Below are 16,618 nucleotides of genomic sequence, written 5' to 3'. Positions count from 1 at the left end.
CCCGTCGCTCCGCGTTGCCGCCGGTCGGCCGTGAGGGCCGCCGGACCACCTCCCCCGTTCGCGGGCGGTTCGCGGCTGCGAAGGCAAGCCGGGGCCGCAGTCGATGCCTACAAGATCCATCCGGCTCGGGTGTCGCGGGGTGAGAGGCGGTGCGATGCTGAGACGGAGAGGACGCCGGCGAGGCGCTCGCGGCTGCGTGGAACAAGGCAGGAAAGCCGGCCGAATGAGAGGGCCGCTGCGGGGAACCGAGGTGCCCATGGCGGAATTCGCACGGGAGAACCACAGGGCTGCGGTGAACCGGTCGGAGGGATTCGGTGAGCGGCTACTGGGCCAGCTGCTGGACCGGGCTCACGAGATGCCGCCACAGCTCATCGCCCCGCTCGTGGCGGAGGAGGTGCGCACGATCGGTGGCCGCGACGTCTCGATCCTCCTTCAGGACTACGGCCAACTCATGCTGGTGCCCCTCCCGGGCAGGGGACTCACTGGTGGAGACCCGGTGCCCATCGACGATTCCCGGGCCGGCGAGGTCTTCCTCCGTACGACCCCGGCCGAGCACGCGCAGGCCGACGGGATACGGATGTTCCTGCCGCTGTTGGACGGCAGTGACGAGGTCGGGGTGCTGGCCGTCACCCTGGACAGCGTCGATGACGACGACCGCCGGTTGCTACGGCGTCTCGCAGGGCTGGTCGCCGACATGCTGGTCACCAAGAACGGCTACACGGACCAGTTCTTCCAGGCCCGGCGTCGCGAGCCGATGAGCGTGGCCGCGGAGATCCAGTGGTCACTGCTGCCCCCACTGTCGATGAACACTCCGCAGGTCGCGGTCGCCGGAATCCTGGAGCCCGCCTACAACGTCGCCGGCGACAGCCTGGACTACGCCCTCAACGACGACATCCTGCATCTGGCCATGATCGACGCCATGGGTCACGGCTTGAACGCCGCCGTCCTGGCGACCGTCGCCGTGGGCGCTTACCGCCATGCCAGGCGCGCCGATGTCGGGCTCGCCGAGCTCTATGCGTTCATGGACACCGCCATCGACGAACAGTTCGGCCCCGACCACTTCGTCACCGCGCAGATGATGCGCCTGGACATCGGCACGGGCCACCTGCAGTGGGTCAACGCCGGCCACCCGGCACCGCTACTGATCCGCGACCACCGGGTCATCCAGGCCCTGGACAGCCCCGGAACCCTGCCGGTCGGCTTCGGCGGTGACACACCGCAGGTCAGCGTGCGGCAACTCCAGCGCGGCGACCGGCTGCTCTTCTACACCGACGGCGTCGTCGAGGAACACCAGTCCGGCGGGGAACAGTTCGGCGAGGAACGCCTGATCGCCGCCATCGAGCGCATCGGACCCGCCGGTGGAGGCGTGCAGGAGATGGTGCGGAGCCTCTCCCACAGCCTGATGCGAGAGCGGGGCGGAACCACAACCGATGATGCGAGCCTCTTCCTGGTCGAGTGGCGCGGCGGTACCGCCGACCACCTCGCCACCCCAGATCTGTAGACCGGAGCCGTAGAACAGGGTGCAGACCCTGCGCGGGGAAGCGCACCTTCGAATTGGACGCCCGCGGCAACCCTGGGAGCGGGACGCCGGCGTAGTGCCACCCGGTCGGGAAGCCGTCACCGGCCGCCCCCTGATCCCGGGCGGACCCTGGCCCTGGCCGGAGTACGGTGAAAGTGCTCACCGTCGGCGGCGTGCGGATTGCTCGGAAGGTGCCCCGGCTGCAGCACTTGGTGGTTCAGAAAGAGCCCTGGGTAGGTGTTCGACATGACCGCAACCTTCGATCCCGCCACTGGCCGGCCATCGGGGCCGGAACCGCCGGTCCGACTCTCGCTGACACCCGAGGGCGCCACCCCCGGCCGGCTGGACGGGGCCTGGTGGCCCCGCTCGCACGACCTCCTTCGTGAAGTTCCCCCGCTGGCGGCAGCGCTGGACCCCAAGTGGGGGCGGATCACCCGGATCACCGTGAATCCGGCGCACTGGCCGGTCATCCCCCAGCGGGTCCCGGTCGCAGGCCACGTCATCCACGTCGGATGGTTCGAACAGGAGCAGGACGCGGACGAGGTGATGGTGTGCCTTGCCGTCGGTATGTGGTGCGCCTAGCTTGCCGTGCCGGGCGGCGCTGGGTGGGCGACTCTGCCGGACGCGGGGTCCAGCGGACTCAGGCCGGCCCGGTAACGGTGGGCAGTGGGTGGGGCTGCATTGTCGGACTGAAGGCACGGGTGAGCAGTTGCGAGGCGGCCTTGACCTGGTTCAGGTATCCGTCTGCGGTCAGCGGTGGTCCGAGTGGGGCGGCGGGGTCGCGGGTGACGATCAGCTGGCATGCGTCGTGGGTGAGGGTGACGGTGATCGGGGTGTCCGGGTAGCAGAAGTACGCGGACTCGGGCCGGAACTCGCGTACGTACTGCGGATGGCCGGCCTGGATGTGCGCGTCGTCGGTGTATCCCTCCAGCAGTACGGCGCCGGAGAGGGTCAGCGCGGCGCTCTTGTCGTCGGCGATGTACGGGTGCGGGTCGCCGGCGGCGTGGATGCGCAGGTGGAGGGTGTCCTCTCCGTTGCGGCCGAGGTAGAGGTCGGTGCGGCCGGGGGCGGTGTGGGAGAGGGCGGCGTTCGCCGGGTCGGTGTTGGCGAGCAGGCTCAGCACGGCGCCGGCCACGGCGGGCAGCCAGCCGGCGGCGAGCGCGGCGCCGGTGTCGGGGACGTCCTGGGGCTGTCCGCTGCGCTCCATCAGCATGTGCACGGGCACCGGCAGCGGCACGGCGATCGGAGCGGCGGTCACAGGGCGGTCCTTCCGTTGATGATGCCGTGGGCGGAGAGCATGGTGGCGATGGCGGTGTGGCCGTCGGGGGTCATGGCGAAGGACCTGTTGCTTTTGTCGTCCTGCTTCAACAGCTGGACCTCGCCGCCCATGTCGGTGGCGGCCCACCAGGTGGGTTGCCGGTCCGGGCCGGAGAGGAACAGGGTCACCGTCCCGGCGTCCATGATCGTCTGGTGGACGAGCGGGTCTTGGAGCGTGTAGTCGCTGCCCGGCGCCTCCAGGGAGACGATCGCGGGCGTCAGGTCGGCCGCGGTGAACGGGCCGGCCGACTGGTGGTCGGTCCGCCGGTGCCAGGCGTGCAGGTAGCCGCCCGCGAGGATGTGGGAGGCGAAGGGCCGCTTGTGGGTGTGCGGGATCAGGTCCCGCTCCACGCCGTGGAAGATGTGCATCCTCAGGCCCCAGGTCCCGTGCGGGTGCTCGGCCAGGACCAGGCGGGACATCACCGGGTACTGCTCGCAGCGCCTCATCAGCTCCGGTTTGCGGGGCACCGCTTCGACGAGTTCGGTCAGCAGTGCGCGGTTCGCGGCCAGGGCTCGCAGGGCTTGGCGGGAGGCTTGCGGACCGCGATGCGGATCGTCCCAGTCGACGGTGTCCAGGGCGCTACGCAGGTCTTCGGACGTTTTCACTGCGCTCCTTGAAGTGTCATGAGCAGTAAGGAAGTTGACAAAACTACTGGTACTGTCATCGTCCAGTTGATCCGGGTTTGTCCTTGGAGGGGCGATGACTCTACTTCCCCAGTGGGTGCGCAATCTGGTGCTGCCGGTCTACGAGCGGCGGGTGATGCGCGGGCTCGACCGGCTGCCCCGACCACGGCACGTCGGGATCATGCTCGACGGCAACCGGCGCTGGGCCCGCGCCGCCGGCCACGACGACGTCAGCGAGGGGTACCGCCGCGGCGGCGCCAAGGTCCAGGAGTTCCTGACCTGGTGCGAGAAGGCCGACGTCGGACACGTCAGCCTGTTCATGCTGTCCGACGACAACATGGGCCGCCCCGAGAACGAGCTCGTGCCGCTGCTGCGCATCATCGAGGACACGGTCGCCGACCTCGCGGCGCCCAGGCGGCCCTGGCAGGTCAGCGTGATCGGCTCGCTCGACCTGCTGCCCGCCGAACACGCCGCCGCCCTCAAGGAGGCGACTACTACCTCCACCTCACCGACGACCTTCGCCTGGGCACCTTCGACCACCCCTGGGAACAGACGCTGACGATCTGGGGGCCGACCCTGCTCGCGGCCGTCGAGCCGGAACTGACCGAGCTACTCGGAAACCCGATCAGGCAACGCTAGCTACTAAGTGTGGAGCAGGCCCTCCACATCGTGCACCGAGCCCGCGTCGAGGGCCCTCTGACAGCCGCCTGGAAGTGCGTCTCGGCCGATGGTCAGGGCCGGTTCGCGATCTGTCGGCCGATCTGTTCGAGGAACTCCTGCAAGCTGGCCGCGGCGACGTCGAAGTCGTCGAACCAGGAAGCTGTGGTGGGCTTCCAGACTGGACGTTGGTGCGTGGCGATGCCCTGGACCGGGCGGGACCCCACGCACCACCGCGTCCGTGTCAGCTGTGCGCTCTCACCATTCGGGTGGGACGTGACAGGCGTTCGACTCCGGCCGGAACTATGACGGCAGGGTCCAGCGCTGGTTGGTTCCGCCGTGGCAGTCCCAGATGATGAGCTGGGTGCCGTTGGTGGTGCTGGCTGCGGGGTCGTCGAGGCAGCGACCTGACTGGGTGCTCCTGAGGCTGCCGTCGGGCTGGGCGACCCATTGCTGGTTGGTTCCGCCGTGGCAGTCCCAGATCTCCACGGGCGATCCGTTGGCGGTGCCTTGTGCCGTGACATCCAGGCACTTGCCGTTGATCTGGATCGCGCTGCCGGTGACGGTCCACTTCTGGCTCGCGCCGCCGTTGCAGTCCCAGATCTGTACCTTGGTGCCGTTGGCGTTGCTGTTGCCGTTGTCGTCGGCGCACTTGCCGGTGATGCCGGAGGTGATCGGTCCGCTGCCCGGCGGGGGAGGCGGGGGCCCGCCGGTGCCGGGAGTCAGGGCGAAGTTGTCGAACCGGTCGGTCTGGTAGCCGACGACGCCGAGGCCGGCCCGTCCGGTGGTGTAGGTGCCGTCGTTGGCGGTGCCGACGGCGGCTCCGTCGATCTTCGCGGTCAGGGTGGTGTCCTGCATCGTCAACGCGATGGTGTGCCAGGTGTTGGTGCCGAGAGCCGTCCTCGTGCCGCTGGTCAGGGTGGTGAAGGTCCAGTTGGCGTTGCTCTTGAGGATGGACCAGGTGCCATTGCTGCCGACCCGCAGGTGGTAGGCGTTCAGCCCGTTGTTGTTGCCGTTCTGCTGGTTGACGCGGCCCAGGAGTTCGACGCTGCCGGACTGCTCCAGCATCGTGTCGGTGCTGACGGTGTAGTTGCTCCAGTTGGCGTCGCCCATGAACGTGTACGGCGCGTCATAGGCCTCGCTTGTCCACCGGATCGGCGTCGTCGGGGCCATCTGCCGCAGACACGTGCCGGCCCGCCCGCCGCCGCACGCCACCGTGGCGAACGCGCCGTTCATGTCGGCGAAGTACTTCGGCGAGGTGCTCCCCGCGGCCGTCTCGAAGGTGTCCGAGTACGGCAGGGCCAGCGGTGCGGCGGCTGGCGACGTCGCGGTGCCCTTGCCCTGTCCTGTCGTGGTGGTGACGCTGTAGACGTAGCCCGGCTGCAGGGTCAGCGAGTAACTGCCGCCCGAGGGGGTGACATCCTGGGTGTGGACGAAGTGGTCGGCGGGGTTCGCGGAGTTCAGGTTGGTGGCCCAGACGTGGACCTGGCCGGTGGACAGCCCGCCGGTGACAGAGAAGTTGACGGTCTGGGCCGACTTGGCGTCCACGGTCTCGATGATGCTGCTGTAGTCGGAGTTGTTCGTCGACTTAAGCGTCACGTAGCTGCCGTTGGCCTGCTGGCCGCCCAGGTAGCCGCTCGCGGAGTCGATGTATTGCCAGCCGGGCTGGGCGAACTGCGTGGTCTGCGCCGTGACCCAGGTCGTCCTGCCGATGCTGTACGCCCCCGACCACGGCTGGTTCGCCAACGACATGCCGTCCGTGGAGAAGGGCAGGTTCGGGTACAACGCTGCCACCACCGGCCAGTTCATGTACGAGGTCATCTTGCCGTCGATGTAGTCCCGGTTGATCGCGCGGGCCACCGCGGTCGCGCCGGTGTTGTAGTCCTGGGATCCGTTCTCGCTGGCCCACAGCGGCTTGCCGGTGCTCAGCGCGTTGGCCGAGCTGGGGCACGAGGCGTAACTCCCGAGGTAGCCGCACGGGTAGTGCTGGCCGACGACGTCGATGGACGCCGCGAAGGTGGGGTCGGACACCATGTCGTCGGTGATGGCCCAGTAGGAGGAGTCATCGCCGACGACCTTGGTCGGGTAGCCCTTGGCGGCGATCGTCGAGTGCAGGTTCTCGTACCAGCCCTTGTCGTAGCCGCGCTCGTTCCAGCCGCCCAGGTAGTCGACGGTCAGGCCGTGCCCGGAGGCGCACCCGATCCAGGACATCAGGTAGTTGATCATGTCCTGGGACCAGAAGTTCCCGCCGCCGATCCAGCCCGGCGCACCCCACGACAGACCGTAGATCTTGATGTTCGGGTTGCGGGCCTTGGCCTGCGCCATCAACCACCACTCGTAACCCTGGTTGCAGTCCACCACCCCGGCGGTGTGCTCATGGCTGGCCTCGGCCCCGTCGGTGGAGTTGGTGTCCCCGCCGACCTCGACCTTCAGGACCTGCAGCGCGGCACCGTAGCCGGGCTTGAACAGGTAGTCCAGGATCTGGGAGCGCTGCGGCTCCGGATAGTCGATCAGCAGCCGCGAGTTCCCGCCGCCGCCGCTTACCGCGCCGATGCCGTCGAACGCCCGTCCCGGCTGGGTGCCGCTGACCGTGATCGGCGTCGACGCCAGCGCCGACGCGTGGGCGGGCCGAGGCGCGAAGCCCGTCAGGGCTCCGACGAGTAATGCGAGGACCGCCAGGGCGGCCACACGTCTTGGAGGCATTCGTGTCATGTGGGCTCCTTGCGTGGGTCAACGGGGCCGTCCGGCATGGCGGACAAAATCGATGGCAATCAATCACCACCGGACACAGTCCGTCACCGTAGGAGTGCCCTGACGGTCCGTCAAGAGGCACGTGATGATCGAACGTGCAGTCCGAGGCGAGAGTTCTGACTGATCATGCTTGGCTGAGGTTGATTTGCAGCATCTTCCGTCAGACATGGCCCTCTCCGGCGACCCGGGGCGATTCAAGCGGCCCGGTGAGCGCCTCGAAGAGTCTGCGCGGCTGGCGATAGTCATGATTTTTCTTGCTCGAAAGTTGCCATCTATTGACACCTTCGCTCAGCATGATGAGCATAGGCGCACGGCGGGGGAGGTAACGCAGCGATGTAGTCCTGTTGAAAACCCTGAGGAGGATCCCGTGTTACGACTCCGCCCCAAACCACTCGGCCGCACACTGGCCGGCGTGTTGGCGGCCGCCACACTGACGGCGATGCCGCTGGCCGTCGTGCCCGCTCACGCGTCGACCACCGCGACGTCCATCACTCCGCTGGCTGTTACCCCGCCGATGGGATGGAACGACTGGGCCCATTACGGGTGCAGCCTGACCGAGGCCATTGTCACCGCCAACGCCGACGCGCTGATCAACACGGGCCTGGCCGCTAAGGGCTACGACACCGTCACCCTGGACGATTGCTGGATGAGCGGTTCCCGGGATGCGAACGGCAACCTGGTGGCCAACTCCAGCAGGTTCCCGCACGGCATGGCCTGGCTGGGCACCTACCTGCACAACAATGGCCTGAAATTCGGCATCTACGAAGACGCCGGCTCGGCGACCTGTAGCGGCCTCCCAGGCAGTGGCCAGCCCCAGGGCGGCGGCGCCGACCACTTCGCCGCCGACGCCAATCTCTTCGCCTCCTGGGGGGTGGACTACCTCAAGCTCGACGGCTGCAACGTCTACATCCCCTCCGGCAAGACCATGGCGCAGGCCTTCCAGGACGCCTACGACGCCCAGGCCGCCGCGCTGCGCAACTCCGGCCGGGCGATCACCTTCTCTGAGTCGATCGTCGCCTACTTCCACGAGGGTGAGTGGGGCGCCAGTCCGGACTACTACGCCTCTCTGGCCCACGCCCCGCAGAACGGCCAGCTTTGGCGTGTGGGGAACGACATCGCCATGTACGACTCGAGCAAACCCACCGCTTCGCACTGGTCGAGCGTGCTCAACAACTACGCCGAAAACCGGTGGATCGGCACCTTCGCCGGCCCCGGCAGCTGGAACGACCCGGACTTCCTGATCGGCGGCGAGACCAGCCTGACGGACGACGAGGCCCGCAGCCAGATCAGCCTGTGGTCGATGATGGCCGCCCCGCTCATCCTGGCCTCCGACCTCACGTCCCTTCCGGCCGCCAGGAAGGCCGCGTTCAGCAACGCCGACATTATCGCCCTGGACCAGGACAGCGCAGGACACCAGGGTTCGGTGGTCTCCAGCAACGGCACGACTGACATCCTCACCAGGCCGCTGGCCAACGGGGACCGCGCGGTGGCGGTCCTCAACCGCTCTGCGTCCACGAGTTCGGTGTCCGTCCCGCTGGCGAACATCGGTTTGTCCGGCTGCACCGTGGCCGCCAAGGACCTGTGGTCCGGGACCAGCTCCACGGTCTCCGGCTCGCTGAGCGCCAGCATTCCCTCGCACGCCACCGCCGTCTGGCGCCTGACTCCCGGTAGCGGCTGCGCCGCGGCGGTCCCGACCGGGCAGGTCGTCGGCGCCGCCGCCAAGTGCATGGACGACTCGGGCAGCGGCAGCGCCGACGGAAACCCGATCATCCTGTACACCTGCACCGGCCAGAGCAACCAGCGCTGGATCCTCAACACCGACGGCACCGTCCGTACCCTGGGCAAGTGCCTGACCGCCGGTGGCACCGCTGCGGGCAGCGCGGCCATCCTGAGCGGCTGCACCGGTGCCACCGCCCAGAAGTGGACCCACCGGACCGACGGCACCTTCACCAACAACGCCTCCGGCCTGTGCCTGGACGTGTACGGCGGCTTCACGACCGACACCACCAGGCTCCAGGTCTGGACCTGCGGTAACCACCAGACCAACCAGTTCTGGTCGCTCCCGGCCTGACGCAACCCCGCTGACGAAGAAGGGGTCGCCGCGTCTTCGCGGCGACCCTTGCCCGCAAGCATGCGTATGTGGCCACGGTGAAACAGCGACGCGTGACCGGCGAGCCTGGTCGCGCGTCACTTCATTCAGAGGTTTCATCCTCAAAGCTGCAGGTCACGGGGGCTGGTGTGGGGTGGGAGTGGGGTGCTCACGCTGGTGGGGATCGTGATCGGTAGCAGGTGATCGTCCAATGCCACGAAGTTAAGGACTGGGAGCCGGCGTCCAGGTGTCGGGGCGCGTGAGTCTGTATGTGGCTCGGGCAGTCCGTTCCAGGAGGCCTTGGCGTGCCCAGCGCCCCAGGGCGATGCTCAGACTGTTGACGGGTTTTGGGCCGTTGATGCCGAGCTGTTGCGCAAGGTCCGGGGCCGTCCAGGGCCGGTCGGTGTCAGCCATCATGATCGTGCAGATCCTTGTCCAGCGGCCGGCGCATCCCTGGGCCTTCGGGCTTACGGTGGTCTGGGCAGTGGGTAGCGCGGGTGGATGGATGGCAATGTCGAGCGCCGTGACGGGGATGCTCGCCAGTGGACGGCCGTCACGGTTCCACGTGTGGTAGCGAGAGATTCCACATTTCACGACGCGTGCTGACACCCGCGGGCGACGCGGGGGCATCAGAGCGCTCAGGACTGCGGCACCGATGTTTCCGACCAGATCAACTTGCCTGTCAGATAGTTGAGTTGAGGATGAGCGGCTGATCTGGACGACCGTGTCGCGGGCCGCCTCCAGGGCCACGGTGAAGGCGGCCCGGTCCGGGTCGCAGCCCGGAACGGTCTCCACGGCTGTGACCATAGCCGAGCGCAGGGCTTGGTAGAGCGCCAGGATTCCCCCCATCTCCTGCACGAGACCGACTGGGGCCTTCGACCTCAACACCCGCCCCTTGAGAAGGGTGTGACGTAGAGCGAGGAAGGACGAATCCCAGCTCCCAGCGTTCGTGACCAGGTGCACGACGCGGCCAGCCGGGTCGGTTCGGTGGTCGACGAGGGTGGTGAGCAAGCGGTAGGTGCCGGTGATCCGGCTTCCGTCGGCGGTGTGTGCCCGCACCTCGGCCTCCACGACCCGCAGGGTCAGATCGGCGACACGGGTGAGGTACGAGCCGTCCTGCAGCAGCGCGAGCACGGGAAAGCGCCGACTGGAGGTGCAGCGAACCAGGAACTGGGCGCCCTGCTCGGTGATGGCGGTCAGCAGGTCATTGCTGCCGAAGGCGCGGTCGCCCAGGACCAGCATGTCGGCGGTGAGGCGATCCCACCAGCCGCCGTGCGTACGCGATCTCGCCCTGGTCGACCGGGCCGAAACAGGCCCCGAGTAGACCGCGTCTCCCGGTCTCGCACAAGGTCATGAGCATCAGCTTCGGATAGGCGACCTCCCCGAACCAGTTCGTGAACCGTCTCAGCCACGCGAGGTTGCTGCAGCCGTCGAAGGCCACGGTCCGCCACCGCCGATAGCAAACCCCCGGGGTGGACGGCTGGGCCAGCGGGCCGGCCAACACCTCGAACAGCTGCTTCAGGGGCGTCGCACCGATACGGCGGCGCAGATCACGAAGCGCCTTCTCGGATGGACCAGGAACCCGCACTGCAAGCCCCGCGATCAGCTTGCCCCACACCAGACGAGCGCCCACGTACTTGAACAGCCCCGGCGCAAGGATGAAGTACACCCCCACCCGGGAGGGAAGATCACGTAACCGCTGTTCCCGGGGGCGCCGGTCTCGTCCAGGATCGCGTCGACCAGCTCTGGTGGCACGACCTGCGTCAACTCGCCTATGTGGCCGGGCGCGAACACATCGAAGGATTCGCCCGTGGCAGACAGGGACAAGGGCCTCTGCTCTCCCAGGAAGATCTTGGTCGATCCCCTGGATAGCAGAGGCCCCGCCGTCTTTCATGATCCCCTGGACACCGGCTCCCAGTCCTTAACTTCGCGGCATTGGGTGATCGTCTGCCGCATGGCTGCTTCGCCAGAATCGCTCTGCCGAGCCGGGGCCGCCTCGTGCGCTCCATGGAGGGACACGGGAAGGGGCCTGCTCGTGGCGGATGTGTTGGTGTGGGTGATGCAGCGGCGGGTGGGTGGGCGGCGCGGCCATCAGACCTCCGTTCGGTTCGGACCGGCGGGTTGAGTGGTGAGCGGGCACTGGGCCCAGATGGCTTTGCCGACGGGTAGGGGGTGCCAGCCCCAGCGGTCGCGGGTGATGGTGCGTACGAGGCCCAGTGACATTCCCAGCAAACATTCCGAGATGCCCCACCGAATACGACCTTCTCGTGCTCGGCAACACTGGTCCCGCAGGCCCCCGGGGCGTCCGGGAAGGATCGTCGTCAGGTCGGCGAGCGTTGCCCCGCCGCCCCTGCTCCCTTTCCCGCCCGGGCCGAGCAGGGCGTCGACGGCCTCCTGAAGCCGGACGCGCTCCTGGCCGATCACGTGGGCCGACGCTTCGGCGCCGAGCCTGTCGAGTGGTACACCTACGAGGCCGACCGGGGCCCGCGATCTGCTTCCTCGTCCGGCCCTACCAGCCCGAGCCCCGCGCACACCTCGGTGGGCGCGGCCGCGATCCACCGCCGGACGGTCCCCGTGGTGTACCGGGACCGCCCGGGTCGAACTGCTGCCGGACGCCCTGCGCTGACGCAGTGCCGGAGCGGCTGACCGGCCTGTCCCCAGGCCGGCCAGCGCTCTTGCGTAGCCCCGCAGGTCAGCCGCGCAGGTCGAGCTCGATCTGCTCCAGGCTGCGCCTCTTGGTCTCGGGCACCAGCCGGCGGGTCAGCACGAACAGCACGGCGTTGATCGCCGCGAAGACGTACATCGACTTGCCGATGCCGAGGTGGTTGTGGTCCGACATGATCGGGAACACCGCGGTGACCAGGCCCGTCGACGCCCACAGCACGACCGCGGCCGCGCCCATCCCCGCGCCGCGCGCCTTGAGCGGGAAGACCTCCGCCATCATGACCCACACCACCGCGCCCCAGCCCAGCTCGTAGGCCGCGAGGTAGAGCACCAGCAGGACGACCGTCAGCGCGCCGAGGGTGTCCTTGTCGTGCACGTTGAGGACCACCCACCCGGTGAGCCCCAGGGTCAGCACCATGACGACGTTGCCGATCAGCAGCAGCGGCTTGCGGCCCCAGCGGTCCACGACGAACACCACCCAGGCGGTGAAGGCGAGTTTGGTGACGCCCAGCACGATCGCTGAGAGCAGCGCGGTGTTGGCGGTGAAGCCCAGGGAGACGAGCATCGTGGGGAAGTAGGCGTTGATCGCGTTGACACCGCTGAACTGCTGGCCGACGGCCAGCAGCAGCGCGACGAAGAGCATCGGTCGCACCCGTTCGGCGAGCAGGTCGCGCACCCGGTGGGTGCGCTCGGTGTCCAGGCGGGTGACCTCGCGGATCGAGGCCATCTCCGCCTCGATCTCACCGGCGTGGTGGGTGGCGGCCAGCACCGCGCGGGCCTCGTCCTCGCGGCCCAGGTTGATCAGCCAGCGCGGGGTCTCCGGAAGGTACCTGAGGCCGATGACCAACGCCACCGCCGGCACCAGGGCCCCGGCGAACATCCAGCGCCACTGGCCGTACGGCTGCAGCCAGTAGTCCACCAGGAAGGCGATCAGGATGCCGCTGACGATGAAGATCTGGTTCAGCGAACCCATCGCGCCGCGGATGCGGGCCGGAGCCAGTTCGGACAGGTAGGCCGGCACGGTCGCCGAGGAGAGGCCGACGCCCAGGCCCAGCAGGGTACGGAAGGCGATCATCGCATCGAAGCCGGGCGACAGCGCGCAGGCGAGCGTGCCCGCGATCACCACGCCGCCCGCGACCATGATGGTCCGCCGCCGGCCGATCCGGCCGATCAGCTGGGCGGCGAGCCCGGCCCCGATCATCGCGCCGACCGACAGGCTCGCCGTGACCACGCCCTTGTCGAAGCCCGACAGGTGCCAGACCTTGGTGATGACGACCAGGATGCCGGCGATGACGCCGAGGTCGTAGCCGAAGAGGATGCCGCCCAGGGCACCGAAGAAGTACAGGGTGACCGGATTGATCCTGCGCAGCGTCGACGGCGGGGCCGCGGTGGCCTGAGTCATGGGTGATTACCTCGTCTGTGAGCGGTGGGTGGTCGTTGCGCGCTTCGCAGGGACCGACCGGACGCCGTAGGGCGAGGGAGAGTGCTCACGGATTGAAGCGCCGCCCGGGGCGGGCGTCAAGACTCCGCGGCTTGAGCAGCGATCCGATGCAGGCGAAGGAATCACCCGATCAAGCGTGGCATATGACGGTATGTCTGTTCATGGAGCTGAATCTTGGTCAGAATAGCGAACAATTTTGCCTTACCTTTGCTATTGGGGCGATTGCTTCGGCCGATCAGAACTCCCCAGGATGAACTCACGCTTCGTCAGGACCGGCCGGGCTCCCACCCGGCGAGACAGGGGCGCCCACCCCGGCGCTCCCATCACCCCCCTTCGTCCGGGCCACTGCGGGGTCCGTTGACAGAGTAATGGCTCTTTACTAGATTCAGCGCCCTGCGAGACTCCGACCCCGACCAGCCGGCGCCCAACCGAGCGCCACGGGATGCCGGCCTCTTGAAAGGGACACCCCCATGCCCCCACTCCGGCGCAGAACCACGGCCTCCCTCGCCGTCGGCGCGCTGCTGGCAGCCGGAATCGGCGGACTGAACACCGTGTCAGCCGCCACTTCCAGCCCGGCCATCACCGTCAGCTCCACCTCCTCCGCCAGCTTCAACCCCTACCAGGGGCTCGGCACCACGATCGACTCCTTCGACGCGGTGCAGGGCATGACGCACAACCTGGCCAACGGCGACACCGACCCGTCTGGCGGCTCGCCGGGCACCCGCCCCAGGCCCGGTTTCGACTCCGACCTGTTCACCACGGCGCAGGCGATGAGCGCCACCAACATGGCCCACCTGGCCACCAGCGGGCTGCGGCCGCTCTCCTACCGCCTGGTCACCGAGCTGCGCGAGGAGACCTGGCACTGGGTGCAACTCCGGTAGCTTCAGCGCGGGCACCAAGGGCTACTGGGACAGCAGCGGCACGACCACCTCCGCGCCCGTCACCGAGTCCTACGGCTACGACATCGCGCACGGCGGCACCTCGCGCCCCGGCGGCGAGGCCGCCTACATCTCCCGGCTGGACGACGGCGACTCCTCGTCGTTCTGGAAGAGCAATCCCTACCTCGACCGTACGTACACCGGCGTGCCGAACAGCAACCACCCCACCTGGGCCGTGGTGGACCTGGGCAGCTCGGCCACCGTCAACACCGTCAAGATCTCCTGGGCCGACCCCTACGCCGTCTCCTACCAGGTGCAGGTCTGGGTCCCGGACTCCGGGGCGACCAGTCCCTTCGACGACCCGGACAAGGGCGTCTGGAAGACCCCCTCGGGCGGATCCGTCAGCAACGGCGCCGGGGGCAGCGCGACCGTCTCGATCGCCTCCACCAAGGCCGAGTTCGTCCGGGTGCTGATGCAGACCTCTTCGGGCAGCTGCGCCAACGGCGACAGCAGCGACCCGCGCAACTGCGTCGGTTTCGCGATCAAGGAGCTGTCCGTCGGCAACACCAGCGGCGGCAGCTTCACCGACGCGGTCAAGCACGGCAACGAGACCGTCCAGTCCGTCACCTACACCTCCTCCAACGACCCGGCCGAGGACGCCTCCTCGGTGCGCCAGTTCGACCAGCCCGGCATCGACACGGTCTTCGACAGCGGTGCGGCCCAGAACCTGCCGGTGATGGTCCCCGTCCCGCTGCTCTACAGCACGCCGCAGAACGCCGTCGACCTGCTCAAGTACCTGGAGTCGAAGGGCCGGAAGATCGCCTCGGTGGAGATCGGCGAGGAACCCGACGGGCAGTACATCACCCCCGAGGACTACGCCGCGCTCTGGTCCCAGTGGGCCACCGCGATCCACTCCTTCGACCCGAACCTCGTCCTGGGCGGACCGGCGCTGCAGGACTCCACGGCCGCCTTCTGGAACGACACCGACAAGACGGCCACCGACTGGGGCACCAGGTTCATCGCGGCGCTGCGGGCCGACGGGCACCTCGGCGACCTGAAGTACTACTCCTTCGAGCAGTACCCGGTCTTCGACGTCAGCAATTCCACCGACGCCTACAACCTGCTGCTGAACGAGCCCAGCCGCTCCGCCTCCGTCCTGGCGCAGCTGAAGGCCACCATCCCGGCGAACATCCCGCTGGTCGTCACCGAGCAGTCCTCCTACGGCGACGGCGTCCAGGACGGATTGTGGCAGGCCGACTTCCTCGGCTCGATGTTCACCGGCGGCCTGGCCGGCGACTACAACTACCAGGCCCTGCCGCAGCACCTCTACGGCGGCATCGCCTCCAACCTCTTCACCGCCGACTCCAACGGCCAGTGGACCGGCAACACCTCGAACTACTTCGCCAGCTCGATCCTCGGCAACACCTGGCTGCAGCCGGTCGACGCCGCCCAGCAGCTCTACACCGCCACCGTCCCGTCGACCCTCGCCTCGACCGGCCAGCAGCTGGTCACCGCCTACGCCGTGCACCGCCCGGACGGCACCTGGGCGCTGATGGTCATCAACAAGAGCAAGACCGCGACCTACAAGTTCCCCGTCAGCATCAGCGGCGGCAACGGCTTCAGCGGCCAGGTCCGCTCCTACTCGTGGGGCCCCACGCAGTACGGGTGGAGCCAGAGCGGCAACAACGGCTCCGCCTCCCCGGACAACGGGCCGGCCCTGACCACCGTCGCCTCGGCGGGCAACGCCACCTCCTACACCTTCCTGCCCTACTCGATCACGGTGCTGCAGGGCAGCGTCGCCGGCACTGCGCCCGCCGACGACTTCTCCCTGACCGCCGCTCCGACCGCGGCCTCCGTGGTCGCAGGCAGCGCGGCCACCACCTCGGTGACCACCGCCGTCACCTCGGGTGCGGCCCAGGCGGTGGCCCTGTCGGCCACCGGGCTGCCCACCGGGGCAAGCCCGGCCTTCAGCCCGGCCTCCGTCACCGCCGGCGGCTCCTCGACGCTGTCGATCACCACGAGCGCCTCGACGCCCGCCGGAAGCTACCCGGTGACCCTGACCGGAACCGGTGCCCGGGCGAGCCACAGCACCACCTTCACCCTGACCGTCACTCCCCAAGGACAGACCGGCGGCGTGGTCAACGGCGGATTCGAGACAGGAGACTTTACCAGTTGGACGACCACCGGCACCGCCTCGGTGATCTCGGGCGCGCTCCACAGTGGCAACCACGCCGCGCTCATGGGGTCGTACAAGCACGGGACCAACGGGGACTCCTCCGCAGCGCAGACCTTCACCGCGCCCGCCGGCAGCAGCAGCCTGTCCTTCTGGTACCGCAGCGACTGCCAGGACGGTGACGTCGGCTACGGCTGGTCCACCGCCACCCTGAAGGACCAGAGCACCGGGACCACCACGACCGTCCTGGCGCACACCTGCCCGACCGACACCAACTGGCACCAGGTCACCGCCCGCGTGACGGCCGGCCACGCCTACACCCTCACCCTGATCAGCCACGACGACGGCGACTCGGGCGGGGCCGACCCCACCAGCACGACCTACGACGACGTGACGGTCGGCTGAACCTCACGAGCCGTCAGCACGGCGACCCCAGGGTCGGCTGAACATCAGTAACGTGCCGGGTGCCCCCCGCAGCAGCGCTGCGGGGGGCACCCGGCTTTGC

Annotated in this window: 14 protein-coding genes; 8 read left to right on the top strand and 6 right to left on the bottom strand. The window is 68.5% G+C overall.

Going from position 1 to position 16,618, the window contains the following annotated elements; all coding sequences use genetic code 11:
* The first annotated feature begins 256 nt into the window (after positions 1-256).
* Both ACFTWP_RS26765 and ACFTWP_RS26760 read left to right on the top strand, forming a co-directional pair.
* Positions 257-1,501 carry a PP2C family protein-serine/threonine phosphatase gene (locus ACFTWP_RS26765; RefSeq protein ID WP_380267410.1) on the top strand — a complete coding sequence of 415 codons (1,245 nt, stop codon included), beginning with the start codon at positions 257-259 and terminating at the stop codon, positions 1,499-1,501.
* Positions 1,502-1,765: 264 nt separating this feature from the next.
* Positions 1,766-2,101, top strand: coding sequence for a DUF5994 family protein (locus tag ACFTWP_RS26760; RefSeq protein ID WP_380267408.1), 336 nt, complete (start codon positions 1,766-1,768; stop codon positions 2,099-2,101).
* 58 nt (positions 2,102-2,159) lie between these two features.
* Here the strand turns inward: ACFTWP_RS26760 and ACFTWP_RS26755 are convergent, their stop codons facing one another.
* Both ACFTWP_RS26755 and ACFTWP_RS26750 read right to left on the bottom strand, forming a co-directional pair.
* Positions 2,160-2,777 carry a hypothetical protein gene (locus ACFTWP_RS26755; protein ID WP_380267407.1) on the bottom strand — a complete coding sequence of 206 codons (618 nt, stop codon included), beginning with the start codon at positions 2,775-2,777 and terminating at the stop codon, positions 2,160-2,162.
* The gene (locus ACFTWP_RS26750) at positions 2,774-3,442 is read right to left on the bottom strand and encodes a hypothetical protein (protein WP_380267406.1); all 669 of its coding nucleotides are present in this window, start codon (positions 3,440-3,442) and stop codon (positions 2,774-2,776) included. Before ACFTWP_RS26750 ends, ACFTWP_RS26755 begins: the two co-directional genes overlap by 4 nt.
* A 94-nt stretch (positions 3,443-3,536) precedes the next feature.
* Between ACFTWP_RS26750 and ACFTWP_RS26745 the strand changes: the two genes are divergently transcribed.
* Both ACFTWP_RS26745 and ACFTWP_RS26740 read left to right on the top strand, forming a co-directional pair.
* The gene (locus ACFTWP_RS26745; RefSeq protein WP_380267405.1) at positions 3,537-4,019 is read left to right on the top strand and encodes an undecaprenyl diphosphate synthase family protein; all 483 of its coding nucleotides are present in this window, start codon (positions 3,537-3,539) and stop codon (positions 4,017-4,019) included.
* Complete coding sequence (locus tag ACFTWP_RS26740; protein WP_380267467.1) at positions 3,983-4,099, top strand: hypothetical protein; 117 nt, start codon at positions 3,983-3,985, stop codon at positions 4,097-4,099. Before ACFTWP_RS26745 ends, ACFTWP_RS26740 begins: the two co-directional genes overlap by 37 nt.
* A gap of 321 nt (positions 4,100-4,420) precedes the next feature.
* Here ACFTWP_RS26740 and ACFTWP_RS26735 read toward each other — a convergent pair whose 3' ends face one another.
* Positions 4,421-6,829, bottom strand: coding sequence for a ricin-type beta-trefoil lectin domain protein (locus tag ACFTWP_RS26735; protein WP_380267404.1), 2,409 nt, complete (start codon positions 6,827-6,829; stop codon positions 4,421-4,423).
* A 553-nt stretch (positions 6,830-7,382) separates the two neighbouring features.
* Between ACFTWP_RS26735 and ACFTWP_RS26730 the strand changes: the two genes are divergently transcribed.
* Complete coding sequence (locus ACFTWP_RS26730; RefSeq protein WP_380267402.1) at positions 7,383-8,939, top strand: ricin-type beta-trefoil lectin domain protein; 1,557 nt, start codon at positions 7,383-7,385, stop codon at positions 8,937-8,939.
* A 240-nt stretch (positions 8,940-9,179) separates the two neighbouring features.
* Here the strand turns inward: ACFTWP_RS26730 and ACFTWP_RS26725 are convergent, their stop codons facing one another.
* From ACFTWP_RS26725 to ACFTWP_RS26715, 3 genes are all read right to left on the bottom strand, one after another.
* Positions 9,180-10,199, bottom strand: coding sequence for a hypothetical protein (locus ACFTWP_RS26725; protein ID WP_380267400.1), 1,020 nt, complete (start codon positions 10,197-10,199; stop codon positions 9,180-9,182).
* The gene (locus ACFTWP_RS26720) at positions 10,162-10,626 is read right to left on the bottom strand and encodes a transposase domain-containing protein (protein WP_380267399.1); all 465 of its coding nucleotides are present in this window, start codon (positions 10,624-10,626) and stop codon (positions 10,162-10,164) included. The genes ACFTWP_RS26725 and ACFTWP_RS26720 overlap by 38 nt, the downstream gene beginning before the upstream one ends.
* Before the next feature lie 1,023 nt (positions 10,627-11,649).
* Entirely contained in the window at positions 11,650-13,023 is a 1,374-nt protein-coding gene (locus ACFTWP_RS26715) for a sugar porter family MFS transporter (protein ID WP_380267397.1), read from the bottom strand.
* A 131-nt stretch (positions 13,024-13,154) separates the two neighbouring features.
* Here ACFTWP_RS26715 and ACFTWP_RS26710 point away from each other — a divergent pair, with 131 nt between their 5' ends.
* The 3 genes from ACFTWP_RS26710 (at position 13,155) to ACFTWP_RS26700 (ending at position 16,518) form a co-directional block, all read left to right on the top strand.
* Complete coding sequence (locus ACFTWP_RS26710) at positions 13,155-13,316, top strand: hypothetical protein (protein ID WP_380267395.1); 162 nt, start codon at positions 13,155-13,157, stop codon at positions 13,314-13,316.
* A gap of 216 nt (positions 13,317-13,532) precedes the next feature.
* On the top strand, positions 13,533-13,943 hold the full coding sequence (locus tag ACFTWP_RS26705; protein WP_380267393.1) for a hypothetical protein: 411 nt from the start codon (positions 13,533-13,535) through the stop codon (positions 13,941-13,943).
* An 82-nt stretch (positions 13,944-14,025) separates the two neighbouring features.
* A complete protein-coding gene (locus tag ACFTWP_RS26700) occupies positions 14,026-16,518 on the top strand; it encodes a hypothetical protein (protein ID WP_380267465.1) in 2,493 nt (830 codons plus the stop codon).
* Positions 16,519-16,618 lie beyond the last annotated feature (100 nt).

Origin of the sequence: Kitasatospora sp. NPDC057015 (assembly GCF_042673745.1) — a bacterium.
GTDB lineage: Bacteria > Actinomycetota > Actinomycetes > Streptomycetales > Streptomycetaceae > Kitasatospora.
Note: the sequence above shows the minus strand (reverse complement) of the source record. Positions and strands in the feature narration are given on the sequence as shown.